We start from the raw sequence: 22,838 nt of genomic DNA, 5'->3' as shown, positions 1-22,838 counted from the left end.
CATGTCAGCTCTGCGGCACGCTCGCCGTCAGCAGCTCCACGAAACCGATGCCCTCCCGGGCGACCCCGAACGCCTCGGCGCGCAGCAGGGTCCGCTCGGCCCAGGCGCGATGCGGCTTCACCTCGTTCATCTTGTTCGTGTACGAGGAGCGCAGCACCCCACCGTCGCCCCGTTCGGGCCGCAGGATGTCGACCGCGTCGCTGAACTCCTCATGACTGACGACCGAGAGGGCGTGCACCGGTGCGACATGCGAGGGGTGGATGCAGGTCTTGCCCTGCAGGCCGTTCGCGCGGTCGAGTTCGATCTCGCGCAGCAGGCCGTCCATATCGTGCTCGATCAGTGCCGTCCGCAGTTCCTCGGCGCGTCCGAGGAACGGGCTGCGCCGCAGCTGCGGCTTGAACATCCGCTCATGCAGCCGGAAGTACTCCCACACCGGGCCGGTGACCGTGAAGCCCGTGCCGTCCGCCCGTCCGAAGACATTCACCACATCGGAGATCACGGAGGCGACGATCTGGACGTCGTATGCCGTCATGTCGGGCGGTCTGCGCAGACCGTAGGCGGAGCAGAAGTCCGTGACGCCGAGCCGCAGGGCAAGCACCCGGTCCCGGTATTTGTCGACGGTCCTGGCGATGCCCTGGAGAGTCTCGGCGCGGCTCTCCAGATGCAGCAGCTCGGGAGACTCCAGAACCGGCATGGCAAAGAGCCGGCGGGAGCAGACGGACTCGGCCGTGCTCAGCGCTTCGAGGAACGGGACCCCGCGGTCCTCGGTGAATTTCGGAAGTACAAATCCAGACAGTCTGTGGACGGCGGTTCCCATGCGGCGCACCAGGTCCGGAATTTGGCCGGGGGTGCGGACGCGGACGAAGAGCAGCGGGAGGCCGGTGCCGGCGGCGGCCGCCTCGTCGAGAAGAGCGAGCTGCCGCACGAGGTTCTCCTCGCCGGCCTCGACATCCGCGTCCCCTATGGAGTCCTCGAGGCACAGCACCATGGACATCACGCCCCGCCCCGCCTGTTTGAGGACGTCAGCGGCGAGGCGCGGGCGGGTGGCGGGGCTGTAGAGCGTGGCCCCCAAGGCGACCGCGAGCGTGCGGGAGGGAGAATCGGCGGTGAACTCCACCGGCTCCTGGTGGAACAGCGTCTTCCGGACGTCGGGCGCAAGGTACCCAAAATGCCGCATATAACTCCCCGTCTACCTGCGGGACCCGGGCACCCCCGCTACGTCTCGCTGTCTGGATCCAGCCGGTAATCGTACGTGCGCGGGGGTGTGGTTAGTTCCCGCGTGCATGAAAATCACGTAACCCCCACGAGGCGCCCAGGTGTCCGCATTCGCAGAGTCTGCACCGCTCCGGGGCCCCGCGTTGTCCCTGCGACCTCAGGGAAGGCAGGATTACGGCATGACGCACGCGATGCTGAAAGGGTCGAACGTACCCCTCGATGCCACGGCTGTCCGGGCCGTCCTGCGCTGGACGCCCGGCGCCGGTGTCCCCGATGTCGATGCCTCGGCCCTGTTGGTGGGAGCCGAGGGATGCGTGCGCTCCGACGAGGACTTCGTCTTCTACAACCAACCACGCCACCCCAGCGGCTTGGTGCGGCACCTGCCCAAGACCCGGCTCGCCGACAAGCTGACCGACACCATCGAGGCGGATCTGGCGACGCTGGATCCGGCGGTGGACCGGGTCGTGCTGGCCGCGTCGTCGGACGGCGGCGCCTTCGCGGGCGTCACGGATCTGCAGGTCCTGCTGTACGACGCGGCGGCGGGCGACGGCGAGCCGATCGCGGTCTTCGACGTGGTGCCCGAGACGGGCGATGAGACGGCCCTGATCTGCGGGGAGCTGTACCGGCGCGCCGAGACCTGGAAGTTCCGTGCGCTGGGGCAGGGGTACGAGACCGGACTGGTGGGTCTGGCGACCGAGTTCGGGATCTCGGTGGACGAGACCGAAGCCGCCGCCGGACGCTCCGCTCCGCCGGCCCCGGAAGCGCCGGTGTCGGCATTGCCCGGCTCGGAGCCCACGACGGCCACCGAGCCGTCCCCGGAAGCCGAACCCGGCCCCTCCACCCCCGGCCCGACCGACAGCCAGTCCACCGGCCCGGCGAGCGGCCCCTCCGCCTCCCCCACGACCCCGCCGCCCAGCACCTGGCCGGAAGAGGCCTCGGGCCCGCCCTCCGCGGCGGACCCCCAGACCTACCCGGCGGCAGACCCGGATGCCGTCACCCAGCATGTGGCGGATGCGCTGCCGGAGCCGGCCTCGTCCGCACCGCTGCCCTCGGCCGCACCACTGCCCTCGGCCGCCGCGACATCCGCGGCGCCCCCGCCCACGGGCGGCGGCTACGGCTACCCGCAGCATGTTCCGCCTCCGCCGACGCAGCCCCCGGCCCAGCCCTCCTACGGCTACCCGGGGCCGCCGCCGCAGTACCAGCCCCCGCAGCAGCCGCCGTCCGCGTACGGGGCTCCGCAGCCGCAGCCGCACCCCTCGACGTACGGCTACCCGATGCAGCAGCCCTTCGTGCCGGACCCGTCCTTCGTCCTGCCGCCCCAGGGACCGCAGTTCCAGCGCCGTTAGCGGCAATCCAGCGGATCCCTCCCACCGCCACCGCCCACCCCGACAACGCACACCCCGGCGGCGCGCCGCACAGGCCGCGCGCCGCTCGGGGCGGCTCACACCTTGGTCTTGTAGCCCCGCCCCCACTGGAGCCCCCAGCCGTACAGCCGGTCCAGCTCCGCCTGGAAGCCGTAGACGTACTTCACCTCGCGGCGCACCGTCAGCTCGCCCTTGACGTTCTCCAGCATGAAGACGGCGCAGGAGCGAGCCTGTGACGCCCGCTCGTCCAGCTTGACCTCCACCCGTGGTCCGCTGCTCGGATAGAGCGTCACGACCGCATGCGTGCGGTCGAAGGCGGGCGTGCCGTCGTAGATGTAGACGAAGATCAGCATGCGCTTGATCTCATCGCGATGGTCCAGGTTGATGTAGAGCGTCTCGCCGGAACCCGAACCAAAACGGTCATCGCCACTGAGCTTGACGAAGGGCGGCCCGTTCAGGTCACCGAGAAAGTTGCCCAGCGGCTGCACCACGCCCCTGGTGCCGTCCTTGAGTTCGTACAGACAGGCCAGGTCCAGGTCGACATTGACCACGGCCGGCCCCTGCGCCTGAACGACCTCGGGCTTGAACAGTTTGCCCGGATGCCGCAGCAGACCGCCCTTGCCCTGCCCACCCCGTTCATGAAGGTCGGACGTCCGCATCTGCCAGTGCAGATTGACCCGCAGATGCCCGGTGGCGGCCCCCTGCTTGGTCAGAGAGACGACCGGATTCCGCTTCGTCAGCTCGACGACATACGACGCACCACCGCTGTCGAATTCAAACTTCCGCGCGCCACCGCGCCACAGGTTCCCCAGGAACGACACCTTGCCCACCCCATCGCTCGGCCCCAACTGCTACGGGGCGGCCCGAGGTCTGCACCTCAGAGCCGCCCCGCAGAGAGCGTTCCTCAATCAGCGCCGCGTCACACTCCGGACGCGACTTCCGACTTCTCGCCCGAGGTGCCCCCGGGCTTGCCCTCCCGCCGGTTCCGGATCACGGACGAGGTGAACGAGAGGGCGATCAGCACAACGCCGATCAGGCCGGTGATGACCTCGTTGACCTCGTACTTGATCGTGACGAGCAGGATGACGGCCAGCGCGCCGATCGCGTAGTGGGCGCCATGCTCCAGGTAGACGTAGTCGTCCAGGGTCCCCTTGCGGACCAGGAAGACCGTCAGAGAACGGATGTACATCGCGCCGATGCCCAGACCCAGCGCCATCATGAAGATGTCGTTGGTGATGGCGAAGGCACTGATGACGCCGTCGAAGGAGAAGGACGCGTCGATGACCTCGAGGTAGAGGAACATGAAGAACGCGGCCTTGCCGGCCAGACCGACGGCCGAGCCGTTGCCCTTCGTGGCGGGAGCCGCCGCGACCTCGCCGGCCTCCTCGCCCTCGTCCTCGACCTCGTCCTCCAGCTTGGCTTCGAAGAAGCCGGAGATGCCGCTGACGACGAGGTACGTGATGAGGCCCGCGACGCCGGACAGCAGCACCGTGGCGCTCTTGTCACCGCCGCCGTGCGCGACGCTGGTGGCCACCGTCATCGCGCTCACCAGCAGGGCGACCAGCGCGATGATGATGGACAGCGTGTCCAGCTTGCCGATCTTGGCCATCGGCTTTTCGATCCAGGACAGCCACTTGTAATCGCGGTCCTCGAATATGAAGTCGAGGAAGATCATCAGCAGGAAGATGCCGCCGAAGGCCGCGATGGCCGGATGAGCGCTGGTGACCAGTTCCTCGTATTGCGCCTTGTCACTGATGGCGAGGTTGACCGCCTCGATCGGCCCCAGCTTCGCGGTGACCGCGACAATGACGACCGGGAACACCATTCGCATGCCGAACACAGCGATGAGGATGCCGAGCGTAAGGAAGATCTTCTGCCAGAAGGCGTTCATCTTGCGCAGGATGCCCGCGTTGATGACGGCATTGTCGAACGAGAGCGAGATCTCCAGGATGGACAGGATCCCGACAATCGCCAGCCCCTGCCACCCCCAGAGCACGCCCGCCAAGGCGAGGCCGAGCACCGTGATGGCGAACGACCAGCCAAAGGTTTTCAGGAGCACTGCCTACCCAATCCCTCGCTGTGTGGGTCCTCCGCGCGCAGCGCGCGGCGCTTTACGAAACGTTGACCCCGAAGTCTAGGGCGATGCCCCGGAGACCCGACGCGTACCCCTGCCCCACCGCCCGGAACTTCCATTCACCCTTGTAGCGATACACCTCGCCGAAGATCATTGCGGTTTCGCCGGAGGCGTCCTCGCTGAGGTCGTAACGGGCGAGTTCGCTGCCGTCGGCCTGATTGACGATGCGGATAAAAGCATTGCTGACCTGACCGAAGCTCTGGCCACGCAGATCGGCCTCATGGATCGAGACCGGAAAGACGATCTTGTCGACCTGCTCGGGCACCTGCGAAAGATCCACCAGGAGCGACTCGTCGTCGCCCTCTCCTTCGCCGGTGAGGTTGTCCCCGGTGTGCTCGACGGAGCCCTCCGGGCTCTTGAGGTTGTTGTAGAAGACGAAGTACTCGTCCCCCAGCACCCGGCCCGCCTGGCACAGCAGCGCGCTGGCGTCCAGGTCGAACGGCGCTCCGGTCGTGGACCGCGCGTCCCAGCCGAGGCCGACCATGATCTGCGTGAGATTCGGAGCGGCCTTGGACAGGGAGACATTGCCCCCCTTGGCAAGCGTGACGCTCATCGTTCGCTTCCTCCCCGGTGTCGGTGCGGGCCCGCCCGGCGCGCGGCCCATCACCCTCGTTCAAGCGCGTCCGGCGCCGCACTCCCCGGACAGGGACGTACGGCGCCGGACGCGGTCGTTCTTGGCCCGGGCAGCCGCTTCGGCGGCGCTGCCCGGCCGGACGTCGACGATCGGACCTCGGATCCGGCCGGTCAGACGTTGACGCCGAAGTCCTGCGCGATGCCGCGCAGACCCGAGGCGTAGCCCTGGCCGATGGCCCGGAACTTCCACTCCGCGCCATTGCGGTACAGCTCGCCGAAGACCATGGCGGTCTCGGTCGAGGCGTCCTCGCTCAGGTCGTAGCGCGCCAGCTCGACGTTGTCGGCCTGGTTGACCACGCGGATGAAGGCGTTACGGACCTGGCCGAAGCTCTGCTGACGGGTCTCGGCGTCGTAGATCGACACCGGGAAGACGATCTTGGCGACATCGGCCGGCACGGCGGCCAGATTCACCTTGACCTGTTCGTCGTCGCCCTCGCCCTCACCTGTGATGTTGTCACCGGTGTGCTCGACCGAACCGTCCGGGCTCTTCAGGTTGTTGAAGAACACGAAGTTCTGGTCGTTGGCCACCTTGCCCTGATCGTTCGCCAGCAGGGCGCTGGCGTCCAGGTCGAAGTCCGTACCGGTGGTGGTACGCGCGTCCCAGCCCAGACCGACGATGACGGCGGTCAGGTTGGGGGCTTCCTTCGTCAGCGAGACGTTGCCGCCCTTGCTGAGGCTGACTCCCACGAGTCCTCCCATAGATTCGAGGGGTACCTGCGCCCCCATCGTGCATGGCATCGGATCAACGAATTGATCCTAGTGACCGGTTCCCACCGATTGCAGATATCGCACCTGGATCATGCGGATGTCGGCCGGTGGGCGCCGCCGCGCCCGGGAGAGTGCGCCGGCTCAGAGGGTGCCGAGCGCCTTGACGTAGTCGTTCAGGTCGCGGGCGTCGGGCAGGCCGTTGACGACCGTCCAGCGCACCACGCCCTCCTTGTCGATGATGAACGTGCCGCGCACCGCGCAGCCCTTCTCCTCGTCGAAGACGCCGTACGCCCGCGAGGCCTCGCCGTGCGGCCAGAAGTCCGACAGCAGCGGGTACTCCAGGCCCTCCTGCTCGGCGAAGACGCGCAGCGAGAACGGGGAGTCGTTGGAGACCGCCAGCAGCTGGACGTCGTCGTTGACGAACTGCGGCAGCTCGTCACGGAGCGCGCAGAGCTCGCCGGTGCACACACCGGTGAAGGCGAAGGGGTAGAAGAGGAGGACGACGGCCTTCTCGCCGCGGAAGTCGGAGAGCTTGACCAGCTCGCCGTGCTGGTTCTTCAGCTCGAAATCCGGAGCCTTCGTGCCGACCTCGATCGCCATGGGGTGCTTCCCTTCCGCTCACTCTCAACAGGACGCGACCAACCCTACGCGCCGGGGTGCACATGCGGGGAACCCGTCCTGAACAGGGCCGAGCCCCCTCCGGAACAGGCGGAGGGGGCTCGGTGGCGAACGTCGAGACGGTGTGGGCTCAGCGCTTGCCGGACTTGGGTGTGACCAGGCGGCTGCCGGTCCAGTCCTTGGCCGCGTTGATGCTCTTGGTCTGGGACAGACCCGCGGTCTGCGCGGCCTCATTGATGTCGCTCGGCTCGACGTAGCCCTCACGGCCGGTCTTCGGGGTCAGCAGCCAGATCTGCCCGCCCTCGTCGATCAGGCCGATGGCGTCCACCAGCGCGTCCGTGAGGTCGCCGTCCTCGTCGCGGAACCACAGCACAACGACGTCGCAGACGTCGTCGTAGTCCTCGTCGACGAGATCCTGGCCGATCACGGTCTCAATGCCTTCGCGGAGATCCTGATCGACGTCATCGTCGTAACCGATCTCCTGGACCACCTGTCCGGGCTCGAACCCCAGCCTGGCGGCAGGGTTGGTCCGCTCCTCCGCGTGGTCCGCGGTCGCGCTCACGGATTGCCTCCTGTCATGTTTCGGAAATGCTCGGGGACCCCGCGCGTGCGCGGAGCATTGGGCGTAGTCCACACGGGCCGGGCGGATCGCGCAAGTACCCGGCGGTCCAGACCGCCGAAACGGTGACGTTTGGAGGCGTCTCGCCGCAACCGCGACCCCCGCAGGACAGGCTGAAGTGATTCACGCCACAGCTTTCTGCAGGGTTTATCGGGTACTGGCGCGGGACTGGTCCCTTCGGGGGGCGGCCGCGGCTCGCGGACCTGATTTCGGGGTCCGCACGTCCGTACGCGAAGCACTTTCGACATGGGCGTATGGTTGCGATTTGGCCGACCCGAGAAATCGGCCTTTTCAGCGCCATCTCTCTACGGATGGGTTACCCATCAGTAGAGGTGACGTATCCCTGTGGCTCGGTACACGATGGAAGACGGCGCGACACAAGGCAGAGACAGCTTTCGTCCCGTGCGCAGCATGAAAACCCTGCAGGGCACGACACGAACCGAACACGAAGGAACAGCGTGGCTTCCGGATCCGATCGAAACCCGATCATCATTGGCGGCCTTCCCAGCCAGGTCCCGGACTTCGATCCCGAAGAGACCCAGGAATGGCTCGACTCGCTCGACGCGGCCGTCGACGAGCGAGGCCGGGAACGTGCCCGCTACCTCATGCTCCGCCTGATCGAGCGTGCCCGCGAGAAGCGTGTGGCCGTGCCCGAGATGCGCAGCACGGACTACGTCAACACCATCGCGACCAAGGACGAGCCGTTCTTCCCGGGCAACGAGGAGATCGAGCGCAAGGTCCTGAACGCGACCCGGTGGAACGCCGCCGTGATGGTCTCGCGCGCCCAGCGTCCGGGCATCGGCGTCGGCGGTCACATCGCCACCTTCGCCTCCTCCGCCTCCCTCTACGACGTGGGCTTCAACCACTTCTTCCGGGGCAAGGACGAGGGTGACGGCGGCGACCAGATCTTCTTCCAGGGGCATGCCTCGCCCGGTGTCTACGCCCGTGCGTACCTCCTGGACCGGCTGAGCGAGAACCAGCTCGACGCCTTCCGCCAGGAGAAGTCCAAGGCTCCCAACGGTCTGTCCAGCTACCCGCACCCGCGGCTGATGCCGGACTTCTGGGAGTTCCCGACCGTCTCGATGGGCCTCGGCCCGCTCGGCGCGATCTACCAGGCGCGGATGAACCGCTACATGGAGGCGCGCGGTATCGCCGACACCTCCAAGTCGCACGTTTGGGCCTACCTCGGCGACGGTGAGATGGACGAGCCCGAGTCGCTCGGCCAGCTGTCCATCGCCGCCCGCGAGGGCCTGGACAACCTGACCTTCGTCGTCAACTGCAACCTGCAGCGCCTCGACGGCCCGGTCCGCGGCAACGGCAAGATCATGCAGGAGCTGGAGTCGCAGTTCCGCGGCGCCGGCTGGAACGTCATCAAGCTGGTGTGGGACCGCAGCTGGGATCCGCTGCTCGCGCAGGACCGCGACGGCATCCTGGTCAACAAGCTCAACAGCACGCCCGACGGTCAGTTCCAGACGTACGCCACGGAGACCGGCGCGTACATCCGCGACCACTTCTTCGGTGACGACCACCGGCTGCGCGCGATGGTCGAGAACATGACCGACGACCAGATCCTGCACCTGGGCCGCGGCGGTCACGACCACAAGAAGATCTACGCGGCGTACGCGGCGGCCAAGGCCCACAAGGGCCAGCCGACGGTGATCCTCGCGCAGACCGTCAAGGGCTGGACGCTCGGTCCGAACTTCGAGGGCCGCAACGCGACCCACCAGATGAAGAAGCTGACGGTCGAGGACCTCAAGGGCTTCCGTGACCGGCTGCACCTGCCGATCCCGGACAAGGACCTGGAGGACGGCGCGCCGCCGTACTACCACCCGGGCCGCGACTCCGAAGAGATCCAGTACATGCACGACCGCCGCAAGGGCCTGGGCGGCTATGTGCCGACGCGTGTCGTGCGCGCCAAGCCGCTGCAGCTGCCGGACGACAAGGCCTACGCGGGTGCCAAGAAGGGCTCGGGGCAGCAGAAGATCGCCACGACCATGGCGTTCGTCCGGGTCCTGAAGGACCTCATGCGGGACAAGGAGATCGGCAAGCGCTTCGTGCCGATCGCGCCCGACGAGTACCGCACCTTCGGTATGGACGCGTTCTTCCCGTCGGCCAAGATCTACAACCCGCTGGGCCAGCAGTACGAGTCGGTCGACCGTGAACTTCTCCTGGCCTACAAGGAGTCGCCGACCGGCCAGATGCTGCACGACGGCATCACCGAGGCGGGCTGCACGGCGTCGCTGATCGCGGCGGGTTCCGCCTATGCGACGCACGGCGAGCCGCTGATCCCGGTCTATGTCTTCTACTCGATGTTCGGGTTCCAGCGCACCGGTGACCAGTTCTGGCAGATGGCCGACCAGCTCTCCCGCGGCTTCGTGCTTGGCGCGACCGCCGGCCGTACGACGCTGACGGGTGAGGGTCTGCAGCACGCCGACGGCCACTCCCAGCTGCTGGCCTCGACCAACCCGGCCTGTGTCGCCTACGACCCGGCCTACGGTTACGAGATCGCGCACATCGTCAAGGACGGTCTGCGCCGGATGTACGGCGAGAACTCCGAGGACGTCTTCTACTACCTGACCGTCTACAACGAGCCGATCCTGCACCCCGCGGAGCCGGCCGATGCCGACGTCGAGGGCATCCTCAAGGGTCTGCACCGCGTCAAGCCCGGCGAGAAGGGTGAGCACACCGCCCAGATCCTCGCCTCGGGTGTGGCGGTGCCGTGGGCGGTCGAGGCCCAGCAGATCCTCGCGGACGAGTGGAACGTCAAGGCCGATGTCTGGTCGGCGACGTCCTGGAACGAGCTGCGCCGCGACGCGGTGGAGGCCGAGGAGCACAACCTTCTGCACCCCGAGGAGGAGCAGCGCGTCCCGTACGTGACGCAGAAGCTCCAGGGCGCCGAGGGTCCGAAGGTCGCGGTTTCGGACTGGATGCGTTCGGTTCCGGACCAGATCGCGCGCTGGGTTCCCGGCACGTACCAGTCGCTGGGTGCCGATGGCTTCGGCTTCGCGGACACCCGTGGTGCGGCCCGTCGCTTCTTCCACATCGACGCGCAGTCCATCGTCCTTGGCGTGCTCACCGAGCTCGCCAAGGAGGGCAAGGTCGACCGGTCGCTGCTGAAGCAGGCGATCGACCGCTACCAGCTCCTGGACGTCGCGGCCGCCGACGCGGGTGAGGCCGGCGGCGACGCCTGACCTGACCGCGGCCTGCCGCCGCACCGCTTCCGCCGCGCCCCCCGACCAGCGTCCTTCGCCGGTCGGGGGGCGCGGTGCTGTGTGACGCGGTGCTGTGTGGCGGGGGCTGCGGGTGCGCGGGGGCGGGCCCGTGGGCGGCCGGTTCAGCGTTCCCACACCTTGAACGCCCTGACCCGGTACGGGGACTGCGGCACCCAGCTGCCGCCGCCCGGATAGGTGTCGAACTCGGCGGTCTCGGCGCATTCCACGCTCTGGTAGGTGGTGACCGGCCGGCCCGTACGGTTGGCGAGGGCGGCGGCGCCGCTCCCCTTGGGCAGGGGGACGCAGCTCTCGATATCGATGCCGGACAGTTCGTAGGCCCGCCGGGCGCCGCCGAAGTCGGCCTTCGGCCAGAGGCAGAGCTGGCCCGCGTCGCAGTCGCCGGAGGCGTGACGGCCGCCGGCGGCCGCGTGGGCGGCCGGGGTGCCGAGGGCGGGCGGGGCGGCGAGTGCCGCGGCCAGGGCGGCCAGGAGGCCGGTGAGGAGCGCGGTGGTCCGTGACGTGCGCAGGCGCATGGGAATCTCCCCCGTGGAGTACGACGCTGAGGCCCCGCGGCGGGCCGGTTGCCCGCGGCGGGTTCGTCATCGAGCTTCGCGAGGGCGGTGGGCGGCTGCCAAGCCCGTGGCGGCACTGCCACCCGGATCAGGTATGTGGACGGCCGACCTGGCCGGGGAAGGGCGGCCGGTGCGCGAGGTTGACGTGGAACGGGGCGGCGCGGGCGGGCCGCGGAACCGTTCCTCCCGGTGTGCGCGGGGGTGCGGTGGCTGCGGGCCCGTCGTCGTGCCCGTAGTGGGGGCGGGCGGGTTCCCGTGACGGCTCATCCGGATGAGGGATTCGGCCCGCCGAGGGAGCCCAACTGCCGCCAGGGGTAAGGCCGGTGGGTCCCGGCGGCGGCGCGGGGCGGCCGGTTGACGGGCGGGAGCGCGGGGACACGGTGAAGCGGAGGCGCGGAGGCGCGGAGGTCGGCGGAGCACCAGGCGTCCGGGCGTACTTGTGCTGCCCCCCGCGCCAAGGCCCGTCGCCCGCCGCGCATGCCACGGCGCGCGGCCGGACGAGGGTTTCTCGTGCGTGCCGCGCGCCGGGCGCTGCGGGCGGGGCCTGCCGGTCGTACGTCTCACCGCGGTGCGGGCGCCGTACGGCCGGGGCGCCGGTCAGATGTGGCCGACGCCGGCGCCCGCCTCGGCGTTCGCGCCGCGCTTGGTGAAGAACGCGACGAGCGCCGCGACGACCGCCACACCGCAGGCGACCGTGAAGGCCTGGGCCATGCCGGACACAAAGGTGTCGTGGGCGACGGAGGTGATCTTCTGGGCGAACTCCGGCGGGGTGCCCTTCGGGATCGGCGCGATACCTGCCGAGACGGCGTCGGAGAGCTGGGACGCCTGCGCGGGCGGGACCGGCGGGAGGCCGGCCGACCGCCAGTTGTCCGGGAGGTCGCTGTCGACGCGGGAGGCCATCACCGCGCCGAGCACGGCCGTACCGAGGCTGCCGCCGACCTGCATCGCGGCCTGCTGGAGGCCGCCGGCGACACCGGAGAGCTCCAGCGGGGCGTTGCCGACGATGACCTCGGTGGCGCCGACCATGACGGGCGCGAGCCCCAGACCGAGCAGCGCGAACCAGAGGGACATCAGGCCGGTGCCGGTGCCGGTGTCGAGGCCGGACATGCCGTACATGGCGACGGCGGTGAGGACCATGCCGCCGACCAGGGGAATGCGCGGGCCGAACTTGGTGATCAGGGCGCCGGCGAGCGGCGAGCCGACGATCATCATGCCGGTGAGCGGCAGGAGGTGCAGACCGCTGTCGACGGGCGTCATGCCGTGCACGTTCTGGAGGTAGAACGTCACGAAGAACAGGCCGCCCATGAAGGCGAAGGCCATCAGCACCATCAGGACCGTGCCGGCCGTCAGTGGCAGCGAGCGGAACATCCGCAGCGGGATGAGCGGTTCGCGGACCTTGCTCTCCAGGAGGGCGAACAGGGCGAAGAGGGCCACGGCGGCGATCAGGAAGCCCCAGGTCTTCATGCTGTCCCAGTGCCACTCCCCCGCCTTGATCAGCGGCCAGATGAGGCAGAACATCGCGCCGGAGAGCAGCACGATGCCCGGGATGTCGAAGGAGCGGGGGGCGTTCTCCGCGCGGTGGTCCTTGAGGATCACCAGGCCGAGGACCAGGGCCAGCACTCCGACCGGGACGTTGATGAAGAACACGGACTGCCAGTTGACGTGCTCGACCAGCAGTCCGCCGACTATCGGGCCGCCGGCGGTGGAGGCGCCGATGACCATGCCCCAGATGCCGATCGCCATGTTGAGCTTCTCGGCCGGGAAGGTGGCGCGCAGCAGCCCCAGCGCGGCGGGCATCAGCAGCGCGCCGAACAGACCCTGGAGCACCCGGAAGGTGATGACCAGCGCGACCTCGTCGGAGAACCCGATGGCGGCGGAGGCGGCGGCGAAGCCGAGGATGCCGATGAGGAAGGTCTGGCGGTGGCCGAAGCGGTCACCGAGCTTGCCCGCCGTGATCAGCGCGATGGCCAGGGCGAGCATGTAGCCATTGGTGATCCACTGCACATCGGCGAGCGAGGCGCCGAGGTCCTGCTTGATGGCCGGGTTGGCGATCGCGACGATCGTGCCGTCCAGGGCGACCATCATGACGCCGATGGCGACGGAGAAGAGGGTCAGCCACGGATGGCCGCGCAGCCCCTTCGGGGGGTCCGGTACGGGAAGTTCCGGCGCAGCTTCGGCAACCGGGGTCTGAGAACTCATACCGCGAGGCTAATGTCAGCCACTGACAGTTGACAAAGCATTTCATGAGTCGGTAACTGTCATCTCGCTCACAGGTAACCTGAGCAGCGAGAAGACCACGGAAAGGCGGCTCAGGATGGCGACCCCGACGCCGCATACGGCACCCGCGGGCCTGCGGGAACGCAAGAAACAGCGCACCCGCGACGCCCTGATCCGAGCGGCGCTCGAACTGTTCACGGAGCAGGGGTACGAGACGACGACGATCGACGAGATCGCGGAGGCGGTGGATGTCTCCCAGCGGACGTACTTCCGCTACTTCGCGAACAAGGAGGACGTCGCCTTCGCCGTCCAGGAGATGGTCGAGGCCCGCTTCCTGGAGGAGCTGACCGCGCGACCCGCGACGGAGGCGCCGCTCACCGCCCTGCGCAGCGCCGTGATGGTGGCCTGGGACGACATCGGCAGCGCCATCGAGTCGGTGATCCCGGTGGAGCTGTACATGCGCTCGTTCCGGATGATCGAGTCGACGCCCGCCCTGGTCGCCGCGCATCTGCGGCGCTCCTCCGAACTGGAGGAGGAGATAGCGCGACTGATCGCCCGGCGCGAGGGGCTGGATGTGGACGCCGACTTCCGGCCGCGGGTGCTGGTCGCCGCGTTCGGCGGGGTGATGCGGGTGGCGGGCCGGGTGTGGGGCGAGGGCCAGGACTGCAGCGTGGCGTCGATCCGCGAGGTGACCCGGTCCTATCTGGACCACATCGGGCCGGCGATGGAGGACGACTGGCGGGTGCGCTGAGCGCACCGGCGACGGGCCCGGCGGAAGCGCCGGGCCGACGGAACCCATTACTCCACTCGTCGCCCCATTCGCCACCCTCCGTGACGAATCCCCTTCGCTAAGCGATCATGATCGACGCCCCCTGAGATCGCCACTGCACGACTGAGCACCGGAAATCGTCAACCGGTGTCCGTTTTGGTCGAAATACCCACCGCGAAACGTGATATCACTCACGGTCACTGCGAGCGCCCTCTCCGGTCTCCTAGGGTGGCTCGCGGTGAATTCCTTCTCGGGCCTCGGCCCCTCCTCCGGTTTCCTGCAGTCCACGGCCTGGCGTGCCGCCCTCGCGCTGTCGGTGGTCTTCGTCATGCTCGCCATCACCGGCTGGACGGCAGTCAGAGGCACCACGGAGGACGCCAACCCGCTGGCCACCGCCAGGGCCTCCTGGCAGCACGCCACCTTCCTCGGGCGCCCGCTGCCCGACCCCCAGGGTCCGCCGGCCGCGCTGCGGGCCTTCTTCGCCACGCTCAGCCGCGCCGAGAAGCAGCAGCTCGCCGACCGCTATCCGCTGGTCGTCGGCAACCTGGGCGGCGCCCCCGTGAAGCTGCGCTACCGCGCCAACCGGGCGGCGATCGACGACGCCCGCCGCGTCGAGAAACGCCGGATGAACGACCACCGGCTCACCCCCGTCGGCCGCCAGGAGGCGGGCCGGCTGATGCACCGCCTCGAATCGATGATGAGCCCCGGCCGGCAGATCCTGGCCTTCGATCCGGCCGACGGCGGCCGGGCCGCCGAGGTCTTCGGCAATCTCCCGGCGGCCCACCGGGTGTCCGTCGTGGTGCCCGGCGTGGACATCAATCTGTCGACCTTCGAGCGCACCGCGCGGGCGAACACCGCCCCGGTCGGGATGGCACGCGCCCTCTACGGCGCCGAGCGGGAGGCCCGGCCCAGCGCCCGTACGGCCGTGATCGCCTGGGCCGACTACACCACGCCCTCCGGTGTCGGCGTCGAGGCCGCCACCGGGCAGCTCGCCGCGGCCGGTGCGGTCCGGCTGCGCGCCCTGGTGGACTCGCTGCCCTCCTCCGACGCCGTCTCGCTCTTCTGCCACAGCTACGGCTCCGTGGTGTGCGGTGTCGCGGCCCGGGACCTGCCGTCCAACGTCGAGGACATCGCGGTGGCCGGCAGCCCCGGTATGCGGGCCCCGAGCCGCTCCGGGCTGGGCACCACGGCCCGGGTCTGGGCGATGCGGGACTCCGACGACTGGATCCAGGACATCCCCAACCTGGAGGTCGGCGGGCTCGGTCACGGCGCCGACCCGGTCGACCCGTCCTTCGGCTCCCGGATCCTGTCGGCCGACGGCGCCGTCGGGCACGCCGGTTACTTCGCGCCAGGCACCCGCAGTCTGCGCAATTTCGCACTCGTCGGGGTCGGCGCGGCCGACACCGTCGACTGCGCGTCCGACGACCCGCAGTGCACCACCGGTCTGGTCTGAGGACCGCGGGACCGCAGCCCGGCTCCCGCAGGCACGGCCCGGCGCCCGGGGACGGGCCGTGCCTGCGGGAACCGGGCCCGGCGGTGGAGACGTCCACGAGGCGAGGGACGGCGCGGGTGAACGGAGTGACACGCGCCGCTTCTGCAGGCGCCCCCGAGGTGTCCGGAAGGGGGACGGGTGAGCAACCGCCCGCATACGATGAGCCGCATGGGTGATGTGCTGGCCGGTTTTCACGCCGTCTGGGAGTTCGACACGGACTCCGTACTCATCCGCTTCGAACGGGGGATCCGCAGGCCGAAGCTGTTCCAGGCGCTCGGTGAGCGACGCATTCCGTACGAGGCGCTGAGCTCCGTCGAGGTGACCGAGGGCAGACGTGGCACGGTGGTGCTGCACGCCGTGCCCCGGCACGGCGCCGACCCCCTGATGGAAGCGGCGAACGGGCAGCTCAAGGAGGACGCCGATCCCTATCGGCTGGTGTTGCCGGCCGACCGCGAGACGCTGGCGGAGTACTACGCCGACGAGCTGCGCACGGTGCTCGGCCCCGATGCGAAGGAGCCCGCCGACCGTCATCTGGTGGCCGCGCCGGAGCCCCCGCTGCACTTCAAGGCGTATGACGGCAAGGCGTCCTTCGACGGACGGGCGGTCGCCTTCCGGTGGTTCTGGACGGGCGCGTCCTCGGCGAAGTGGAAGTGCGGCGACCAGACCTTCCCCGTCGGCGAGTTGGCCGGCATCGAATGGCGGTCGCCGGAGATCCTCAACGGCTATCTGCGGCTGCTGGAGCGCGGGGCCCACGAGCCGGGGGCGGGCGAGGCGGACCAGGATCCGGCCGCCGTGGTGTTCGGGCTGGGGTACGGCCCCGTGCACGAGTCGCTGCCGTTCGCGGCCTCGGTGCTGCAGGCCGTACGCGCCGCCGAGCCGGCCCAGGAGACAGCGGACGGCGCGCCGGTGCGCCACCGGACCGGGGAGACGCGCCGCGATCCGGCGGACATCGCGGACCGGATACGGCACCTCGGAGAACTGCACGGCGCCGGACTGCTGACCGACGACGAGTTCAGCACGAAGAAGGCCGAGCTGCTGGCGGAGCTCTAGGGGGGTGCCTCCCCGTAGGCCCTGTCGTCGCCCGGAGCCTCCTTTCGGAACTTGGTTGGACCGGGGGCCCGTTGAGCGGGCAGGGACTCATACCGTGGTACGGGGCGAAAGTCCGGCCCCTGGTATGACGCCACGGCCGCCGCGCTCCGCTTAGATGGAGGCGCGATGACCGGACGATCTTCCACCCCTGAACCCGAGCCGGCTCACGGCCCCGTGCGTGAGCCGGCCCATCAACGGGCGCTGCGCGCCGCACGGCAGGCGCTGCGTGTCCTGGCCGTGGAGCTCGGCACCCCGACCGAGCCCGGCACTCCGCTGCTGGACAGCGTCCGAAGTCCCTGGCTGCGCCGCGTCCCCTATGTCGTCGCGTTCGCGTTCGCGGTGTCCCTGCTGCCGACGACCATCACCGTCCTCAGTCACGACTACGGCCTGGACGGCGGGATGTCCGGCGCGCTCGCCACCGCGCAGACCGTGCCGCTGCTGCTCGCGGTGACCCGGCCGCTGCAGGCCTGGTGGGTGATCTTCGCGGCGGATGTCATCGGTGCCCTGGCGCTCGCCGGCGAGGACGGTGTCGTGGGTCGCGCCTGGCCCTGGCCGCCCATGGAGATCGTCGGCTATCTCGCCCTGATGCTCGCGCTGTCCCTGCGCGAGCGCCGTCGCACCCTGACCGCCGTCTGGCTGACGACCGGTATGGCGGGCCTGCTCTCGGAGGTGTTCACCCCCGAGGGCAGCAACAGCACCTGGGTGCTGATGTTCGTCCTCACCGGTGTGGTGCTGATGATGGGCGCCACACTGCGCGAACGCGGCGATGCCCAGCGCAAGTTGATCGAGCAGGAGACCATCAGCGAGGCCGAGCGCGCCCGTCGGACGCTGCTGGAGGAGCGCGCCCGGATCGCCCGTGAACTGCACGATGTCGTCGCGCACCACATGTCGGTGATCACGGTCCAGGCGGCCAGTGCCCCGTACCGCATCAGCGGGATTCCCCGGGAGGCCGAGGAGGAGTTCGGCTCGATCGCGGCGACCGCCCGGGAGTCGCTGGCGGAGATGCGCCGGCTGCTCGGGGTGCTGCGCAGCGAGGAGGCGGTGCGGCACGACGGCCCGGAGAAGACCCCGCAGCCCGGGATCGCCATGCTGCCGAAGCTGGTCGAGGGGACCGTACGGGCAGGTGTGCCGGTCGAGTTGGCGCTGCCGGAGGAGCCGGTGGCGCTCGAACCGGCGGTGGATCTGTCGGCGTACCGCATCGTTCAGGAGGCGCTGGCCAATGTGGTGCGGCATGCCCCGGGGGCGCCGACCCGGGTCTCGGTGACGCCGGCCGCGGACGGCGCACGGCTGACCGTACTGGTCGTCAACTCCGCACCGTCCGCACCGTCCGCGCCGCTGGAGACCACCGGCACCGGTCATGGCCTCATCGGGATGCGGGAGCGGGTCCGGCTGGTGGACGGTTCGCTCGACACCGGGCCGCTGCCCGACGGCGGCTTCCGGGTCGCCGCCCAGCTCCCCCTCCCACCGCCGCCCTACCCGGCATCGTCCCTCTCCGCAAAGGATTCCCACCCCGCATGACCACCCGCGTGATCATCGTCGACGACCAGGCCATGGTGCGTGCGGGCTTTGCCGCGCTGCTCGCCGCGCAGAGCGACATCGATGTGGTGGGCGATGCCCCGGACGGGGTGCAGGGCGTCGCCCTGAGCCGCCGGACGCACCCCGATGTGGTGCTGATGGATGTGCGGATGCCGGAGATGGACGGTCTGGCGGCGGCCCGTCAGCTGCTCGATCCACCCGTCGGCGTCACCCATCGCCCGAAGGTGCTGATGCTGACCACGTTCGACGTCGACGACTATGTCTACGAGGCGCTGCGCGCCGGGGCGTCCGGCTTTCTCCTCAAGGACGCGCCGCCGGCCGATCTGATCTCCGCGGTCCGGGTCGTGGCGGCCGGTGAGGCGCTGCTCGCGCCGTCCGTGACCCGGCGGCTGATCGCCGATTTCGCCCGCTCGGGGCCGGTGACCCGGAAGGGCCGGCCCTCGCTGCGGCTGAACGGCCTCACTCCGCGCGAGACGGAGGTCCTGGAGCTGATCGCCCGCGGGCTGTCGAACCAGGAGATCGCCGATGCGCTGATCGTGGCCGAGCAGACCGTGAAGACCCATGTCAGCCGGGTGCTCGCCAAGTTGGACCTACGGGACCGCGCCCAGGCCGTGATCTTCGCGTATGAATCGGGGCTGGTCTCGCCCGGTGAGCGGTAGCGCCCGTCCCGCGTGCGCGTCTCTCCTTCCTGAGGACGAGCGCGGCCGGGCACCCCTACCCCCGTAGTACCCGGGAGTCGGCTCCGCGGTGTGACGCCGCGTCATACACCCGCTCCCTACGTTTCCCTCCGTCACACCCACGGGAGAGGGAGACACCACCATGTCCAGGCTGCTCACCACCGCCCGGCGCGGCAGACGCACGCTCATCGGGGCCGCGGTGGCCGTGGCCGAGCGTACGCCGGCGGACCGTGACCGTGCGCTCGACGGTCTACGGGCGCTGGCGCTGCTCGCCGTCCCCACCGGCCACTGGCTGATCGGCGGCTTCACCCTCGACACCGGGGGCGCGCTGCACAACGCCAGCCTGCTGACCGCCGTCGGCGGGCTCGCACCGGCCAGTTGGGTCCTTCAGCTGCTCGGCATCTTCTTCCTGGTCGGCGGGCATGCGTCGGTGCTGTCCTTCCGGCGCGCCACCGGGCGGGGCGAGTCCACCTGGACCTGGCTGCGCGGCCGGCTCGTCCGGCTGGGCCGTCCGGTGCTCGGGGTGACGGCCGCATGGGCGGTGCTGCTGCCCCTGCTGTACGGACTGGGCGTACCGGAGGCGACCCTGCGGACCGGGGCGACGCTGGTGATCCAGCCGCTGTGGTTCGTCGGCGTGTACGCGGTGATCACCGCGCTGACGCCCTGCTGTCTGCGCGCCGCCCGGTGGATGGGCGCCTGGGCCGCGGCACCGCTGGCGGCGGCCGTCGCCGCGGTGGACTTCCTGCGCTACGGGCCGTACGCCGATGCCATGCCGCCGTGGCTGAGCCTGCTCAACCTGCTGCCCGGCTGGATGTTCGCCTATCAGCTCGGGGTGTCCTGGGGTGAGCGGCGGCTGGGCGGACGCGCCGCCTGGTCGCTGCTGCTCGGCGGCGCCGCGGTGTTCGCCGCGCTGCTGCTGTTCTTCCACTACCCGGCGAGCATGGTCGGCGTTCCCGGGCAGGACCGTACGAACTCCCACCCGCCGTCGTTGCTGGTCCTGGCGCTGGCCGCCGCCCAGTCCGGCGCCGCGGTGCTGCTCCGTGAGCGGCTCGCCCGGCTGCTGCGCCGGCCTGTCCTGTGGGCGCCGGTGGCGATCGTCAACCTCTCCGCGCTGACGATCCTGTGCTGGCACCAGACGGCGATGCTCTCGCTGGCCGTACCGGCGTCCTTCCTGGGGCAGGTCCCCGGACTGACGGTGGCGCCCGACACCCTCGGCTGGGTCCTGGCCCGGCTCGCCTGGCTGCCGGTCTTCGCCGCCGCGCTGCTCCTCATCGGCCGCACCACCCACCGCTTCGAGGCGCCCTGGACGGGTGTCGACGGGGTCCGGCGAGCCGCCACGGCGCTTCTGGCCGCCGGGTTCGGGGCCTTCGCGCTGGGGCTGGCGTAGGACCCGTCCGCGGCGGGGCTCACCGGGCCCGGGAAGGAGCGGGGCGCCCTCGGCCCCGCCCCGCCGGACCTGCTACTCCCGTCCCGCCGAGGTGAACGACATGTCCGCGTACCGCGCCCCCGCGACCTGCCCGGCGATCGGCTCCAGCCGCGCCAGGTCCTGTTCGGTCAGCCGGATCCGGGTCGCCCCGGTGTTCTCCTCGATCCGGCTGCGCTTACGGGTGCCGGGGATCGGGACGACGGCCAGGCCGCGTGCCGTGGCCTGCTGCTGCACCCACGCCAGCGCGATCTGGCCGGGCGTGGCGCCATGGGCGTCGGCGACCGCGCGGACCGGCTCCAGCAGCGCGGCGTTGACGGCCGCGTTGTCGCCGGTGAAGCGGGGCTGCTGACGGCGGAAGTCGTCCGCGCCCAGCTCATTGTCGGCGTGCACGAAGGCACCGGTCAGGAAGCCCCGGCCGAGCGGGGAGTACGGCACGACACCGACGCCGAGCTCGGCCGCCGCCTGCACCACCCCCTCCTCGATGTCCCGGCTGAACAGCGACCACTCGGACTGCAGCGCGGCGATCGGGTGCACGGCCTGGGCCGCGCGCAGTTCGCTGCCGGTCACCTCGCTCAGCCCCAGGTGCTTGACCTTGCCCTCGGCGACGAGTTCGGCCATGGCGCCGACCGATTCCTCGATCGGGACGTTCACATCGCGGCGGTGCATGTAATACAGGTCGATCTCGTCCACGCCCAGGCGCCGGAGGCTGCCCTCGACGGCCTGGCGGATATAGGCCCGGTCGTTGCGGATGATGCGCTTGGCCGGGTCGTCCGGGTCGAGGGATATCGCGAACTTGGTGGCCAGCACGACCTCGTCGCGGTGTGCCCGGATGAAGGGGGCGATGAACTTCTCGTTCTCCCCCATGCCGTACATATCGGCGGTGTCGAAGAGCGTCACGCCCAGTTCCCGTGCGCGCTCCAGCGTGGCCCGCGCCTCGTCGGCGTCCGTCGGGCCGTAGGCGAAGCTCATGCCCATACAGCCGAGGCCCTGCACCCCGACCCGCGGTCCGCCGGTGCCCAGCTCGACCGTCTCGATCTTCTCGCTACCCATGGAGACCTCAGAACCTCTCGGACGCCCGCCGGGCGTCGGCATAGATGTCGATCTTGTAGTCGAGTACGTCCAGCGTGCTCTGCAGCTCGGCTATGCGCTGCCGTACGTCCTCGCGGTGCGCGGTCAGCAGCTGCTCCCGCTCGGCGAAGGTGCACTCACCGGCCCGCACCAGCTCGGCGTAGCGGACCATGTCCGCGACCGGCATACCGGTCAGCCGCAGCTTGGTCACCAGGCTCAGCCAGTCCAGATCGCGGTTGGTGAAGCGCCGCTGCCCGGTGTGGGTGCGGTCCACGTGCGGCATCAGGCCGATGCGCTCGTACCAGCGCAGGGTGTGGGCGCTGAGCCCGGTGTGCTGCGCCACCTCGCTGATCGTGTACTGGTCGCGGCCGGCGGGCCGCGGATGCGGGCGCGCGGTGCCGCAGTCACGCACCTTCGCCGGCGGCCTCCTGGTCGTGGTCGCGCCGCTCGCCGCCGGTCCGCTCTGCGTTACCGTCATGCCCCGTCTCCCCTGTCGCGCCGGACGTCCCCCGGCGGTTTCGCCGGGTGCCTCTCGACGTCTTCAACGCTAGAGACTTCGAGCGCACTCCAGGCAAGCGCCGATCACGGGCAGACTTGACCGGAATTTGGGGACGCCGGACCGGCCCCTAAGCTCGTGGGCATGCAGAGCCTGCGGATGATCGAGAACTGGCCGGTGCCCACCGCTGCGGCCGCCGTCGTACGAGCCGATGGATCGGTGGCCGGAGCATACGGCCCCCTGGAGCATCGCTTCCCGCTGGCGTCCGTGACCAAGCCGCTGGCCGCGTACGCCGCACTGCTGGCCGTCGAGGAGGGCGCCGTCGAGCTGGACGAGCCGGCCGGGCCCGAGGGTTCCACGGTGCGTCATCTCCTCGCCCACACCTCGGGGCTGGCCTTCGACGAGCCGCGCGCCATGGCCGAGCCGGGCACCCGCAGGATCTACTCCAACGCCGGTTTCGAGGCGCTGGGCGACCACATCGCCAAGGCGACCGACATCCCCTTCCCGCAGTATCTGCACGAGGCGGTGCTCGCCCCCCTCGGGATGACCTCAACGGAGCTGCCCGGCTCGCCCGCCAAGGACGGCGTCTCCACGGTCGCCGACCTGATCCACTTCGCGGCCGAGCTGCAGGCGCCCCGGCTGCTCGCCCCGCAGACCCTCGCGGCGGCGACCCAGGTCGTCTTCCCCGGTCTGTCGGGGGTGCTGCCGGGCTACGGGCACCAGAAGCCCAACGACTGGGGCCTGGGCTTCGAGATCCGGGACGGCAAGTCACCGCACTGGACGGGCGCGTCGTCCTCGCCCCGCACCTTCGGGCACTTCGGACAGTCCGGGACGTTCCTGTGGGTGGACCCGGACGCCCGCGTGGCGTGTGTGGCGCTGGCCGACCGGGCCTTCGGGCCGTGGGCGATCGAGGCCTGGCCGCCGCTGACGGACGCGGTGCTGGCCGAGCTGGCACAGACTTCCTGACCTGACGTGCGGTCCGAGCGGCACCGG

General features: G+C 70.1%; 20 protein-coding genes. 9 read left to right on the top strand and 11 right to left on the bottom strand.

The window, feature by feature from the left end:
• Positions 1-4: 4 nt before the first annotated feature.
• Positions 5-1,177, bottom strand: a complete 1,173-nt coding sequence (locus tag STRNI_RS28955) for an HpcH/HpaI aldolase/citrate lyase family protein (protein ID WP_277412291.1) — start codon at positions 1,175-1,177, stop codon at positions 5-7.
• A 217-nt stretch (positions 1,178-1,394) separates the two neighbouring features.
• On the opposite strand from STRNI_RS28955, the gene STRNI_RS28950 reads away from it, so the two are divergent.
• Positions 1,395-2,561 (top strand): TerD family protein, encoded by a 1,167-nt coding sequence (locus tag STRNI_RS28950; RefSeq protein WP_277412290.1) that lies wholly within the window; start codon positions 1,395-1,397, stop codon positions 2,559-2,561.
• A gap of 95 nt (positions 2,562-2,656) precedes the next feature.
• On the opposite strand, the gene STRNI_RS28945 is transcribed toward STRNI_RS28950, so the two are convergent.
• The 6 genes from STRNI_RS28945 to STRNI_RS28920 form a co-directional block, all read right to left on the bottom strand.
• Entirely contained in the window at positions 2,657-3,400 is a 744-nt protein-coding gene (locus tag STRNI_RS28945) for a TerD family protein (RefSeq protein ID WP_026169350.1), read from the bottom strand.
• Positions 3,401-3,498: 98 nt separating this feature from the next.
• The gene (locus STRNI_RS28940) at positions 3,499-4,638 is read right to left on the bottom strand and encodes a DUF475 domain-containing protein (RefSeq protein ID WP_018088036.1); all 1,140 of its coding nucleotides are present in this window, start codon (positions 4,636-4,638) and stop codon (positions 3,499-3,501) included.
• A gap of 52 nt (positions 4,639-4,690) precedes the next feature.
• Positions 4,691-5,266 (bottom strand): TerD family protein, encoded by a 576-nt coding sequence (locus tag STRNI_RS28935; protein WP_018088037.1) that lies wholly within the window; start codon positions 5,264-5,266, stop codon positions 4,691-4,693.
• Between the two features lie 191 nt (positions 5,267-5,457).
• Positions 5,458-6,033 (bottom strand): TerD family protein, encoded by a 576-nt coding sequence (locus tag STRNI_RS28930; RefSeq protein ID WP_018088038.1) that lies wholly within the window; start codon positions 6,031-6,033, stop codon positions 5,458-5,460.
• 162 nt (positions 6,034-6,195) lie between these two features.
• Positions 6,196-6,654 (bottom strand): peroxiredoxin, encoded by a 459-nt coding sequence (locus STRNI_RS28925; RefSeq protein ID WP_018088039.1) that lies wholly within the window; start codon positions 6,652-6,654, stop codon positions 6,196-6,198.
• Positions 6,655-6,802: 148 nt separating this feature from the next.
• Entirely contained in the window at positions 6,803-7,234 is a 432-nt protein-coding gene (locus tag STRNI_RS28920; protein ID WP_006605843.1) for a DUF3052 domain-containing protein, read from the bottom strand.
• Positions 7,235-7,749: 515 nt separating this feature from the next.
• Between STRNI_RS28920 and aceE the strand changes: the two genes are divergently transcribed.
• Complete coding sequence (aceE, locus tag STRNI_RS28915) at positions 7,750-10,482, top strand: pyruvate dehydrogenase (acetyl-transferring), homodimeric type (RefSeq protein WP_018088040.1); 2,733 nt, start codon at positions 7,750-7,752, stop codon at positions 10,480-10,482.
• A gap of 143 nt (positions 10,483-10,625) precedes the next feature.
• Here aceE and STRNI_RS28910 read toward each other — a convergent pair whose 3' ends face one another.
• Together STRNI_RS28910 and STRNI_RS28905 are read right to left on the bottom strand one after the other, a co-directional pair.
• Entirely contained in the window at positions 10,626-11,036 is a 411-nt protein-coding gene (locus STRNI_RS28910; protein ID WP_018088041.1) for a peptidase inhibitor family I36 protein, read from the bottom strand.
• A gap of 636 nt (positions 11,037-11,672) precedes the next feature.
• Complete coding sequence (locus STRNI_RS28905; RefSeq protein ID WP_277412289.1) at positions 11,673-13,274, bottom strand: MFS transporter; 1,602 nt, start codon at positions 13,272-13,274, stop codon at positions 11,673-11,675.
• A 115-nt stretch (positions 13,275-13,389) separates the two neighbouring features.
• Between STRNI_RS28905 and STRNI_RS28900 the strand changes: the two genes are divergently transcribed.
• The 6 genes from STRNI_RS28900 (at position 13,390) to STRNI_RS28875 (ending at position 20,242) form a co-directional block, all read left to right on the top strand.
• Positions 13,390-14,043 carry a TetR/AcrR family transcriptional regulator gene (locus STRNI_RS28900; RefSeq protein ID WP_018088043.1) on the top strand — a complete coding sequence of 218 codons (654 nt, stop codon included), beginning with the start codon at positions 13,390-13,392 and terminating at the stop codon, positions 14,041-14,043.
• Positions 14,044-14,299: 256 nt separating this feature from the next.
• The gene (locus STRNI_RS28895) at positions 14,300-15,514 is read left to right on the top strand and encodes an alpha/beta hydrolase (protein WP_018088044.1); all 1,215 of its coding nucleotides are present in this window, start codon (positions 14,300-14,302) and stop codon (positions 15,512-15,514) included.
• Between the two features lie 207 nt (positions 15,515-15,721).
• Entirely contained in the window at positions 15,722-16,603 is an 882-nt protein-coding gene (locus tag STRNI_RS28890; RefSeq protein WP_093644336.1) for a DUF4429 domain-containing protein, read from the top strand.
• 165 nt (positions 16,604-16,768) lie between these two features.
• Positions 16,769-18,160 carry a sensor histidine kinase gene (locus STRNI_RS28885; protein ID WP_277412288.1) on the top strand — a complete coding sequence of 464 codons (1,392 nt, stop codon included), beginning with the start codon at positions 16,769-16,771 and terminating at the stop codon, positions 18,158-18,160.
• A complete protein-coding gene (locus STRNI_RS28880) occupies positions 18,157-18,837 on the top strand; it encodes a response regulator (protein ID WP_262037162.1) in 681 nt (226 codons plus the stop codon). The genes STRNI_RS28885 and STRNI_RS28880 overlap by 4 nt, the downstream gene beginning before the upstream one ends.
• 160 nt (positions 18,838-18,997) lie before the next feature.
• Positions 18,998-20,242 carry an acyltransferase family protein gene (locus tag STRNI_RS28875; protein WP_277412287.1) on the top strand — a complete coding sequence of 415 codons (1,245 nt, stop codon included), beginning with the start codon at positions 18,998-19,000 and terminating at the stop codon, positions 20,240-20,242.
• 72 nt (positions 20,243-20,314) lie between these two features.
• On the opposite strand, the gene STRNI_RS28870 is transcribed toward STRNI_RS28875, so the two are convergent.
• Entirely contained in the window at positions 20,315-21,331 is a 1,017-nt protein-coding gene (locus STRNI_RS28870) for an aldo/keto reductase (RefSeq protein ID WP_277412286.1), read from the bottom strand.
• A gap of 7 nt (positions 21,332-21,338) precedes the next feature.
• On the bottom strand, positions 21,339-21,827 hold the full coding sequence (locus tag STRNI_RS28865) for a MerR family transcriptional regulator (RefSeq protein WP_148588479.1): 489 nt from the start codon (positions 21,825-21,827) through the stop codon (positions 21,339-21,341).
• Between the two features lie 162 nt (positions 21,828-21,989).
• Here STRNI_RS28865 and STRNI_RS28860 point away from each other — a divergent pair, with 162 nt between their 5' ends.
• Entirely contained in the window at positions 21,990-22,811 is an 822-nt protein-coding gene (locus tag STRNI_RS28860) for a serine hydrolase domain-containing protein (RefSeq protein ID WP_037740837.1), read from the top strand.
• Positions 22,812-22,838 lie beyond the last annotated feature (27 nt).

It is taken from the genome of Streptomyces nigrescens (assembly GCF_027626975.1).
In the GTDB taxonomy this organism is placed as follows: Bacteria; Actinomycetota; Actinomycetes; order Streptomycetales; family Streptomycetaceae; genus Streptomyces; species Streptomyces nigrescens.
The sequence above is the reverse complement of the archived record's forward strand: the minus strand, read 5'-3'. Positions and strand labels throughout refer to the sequence as shown.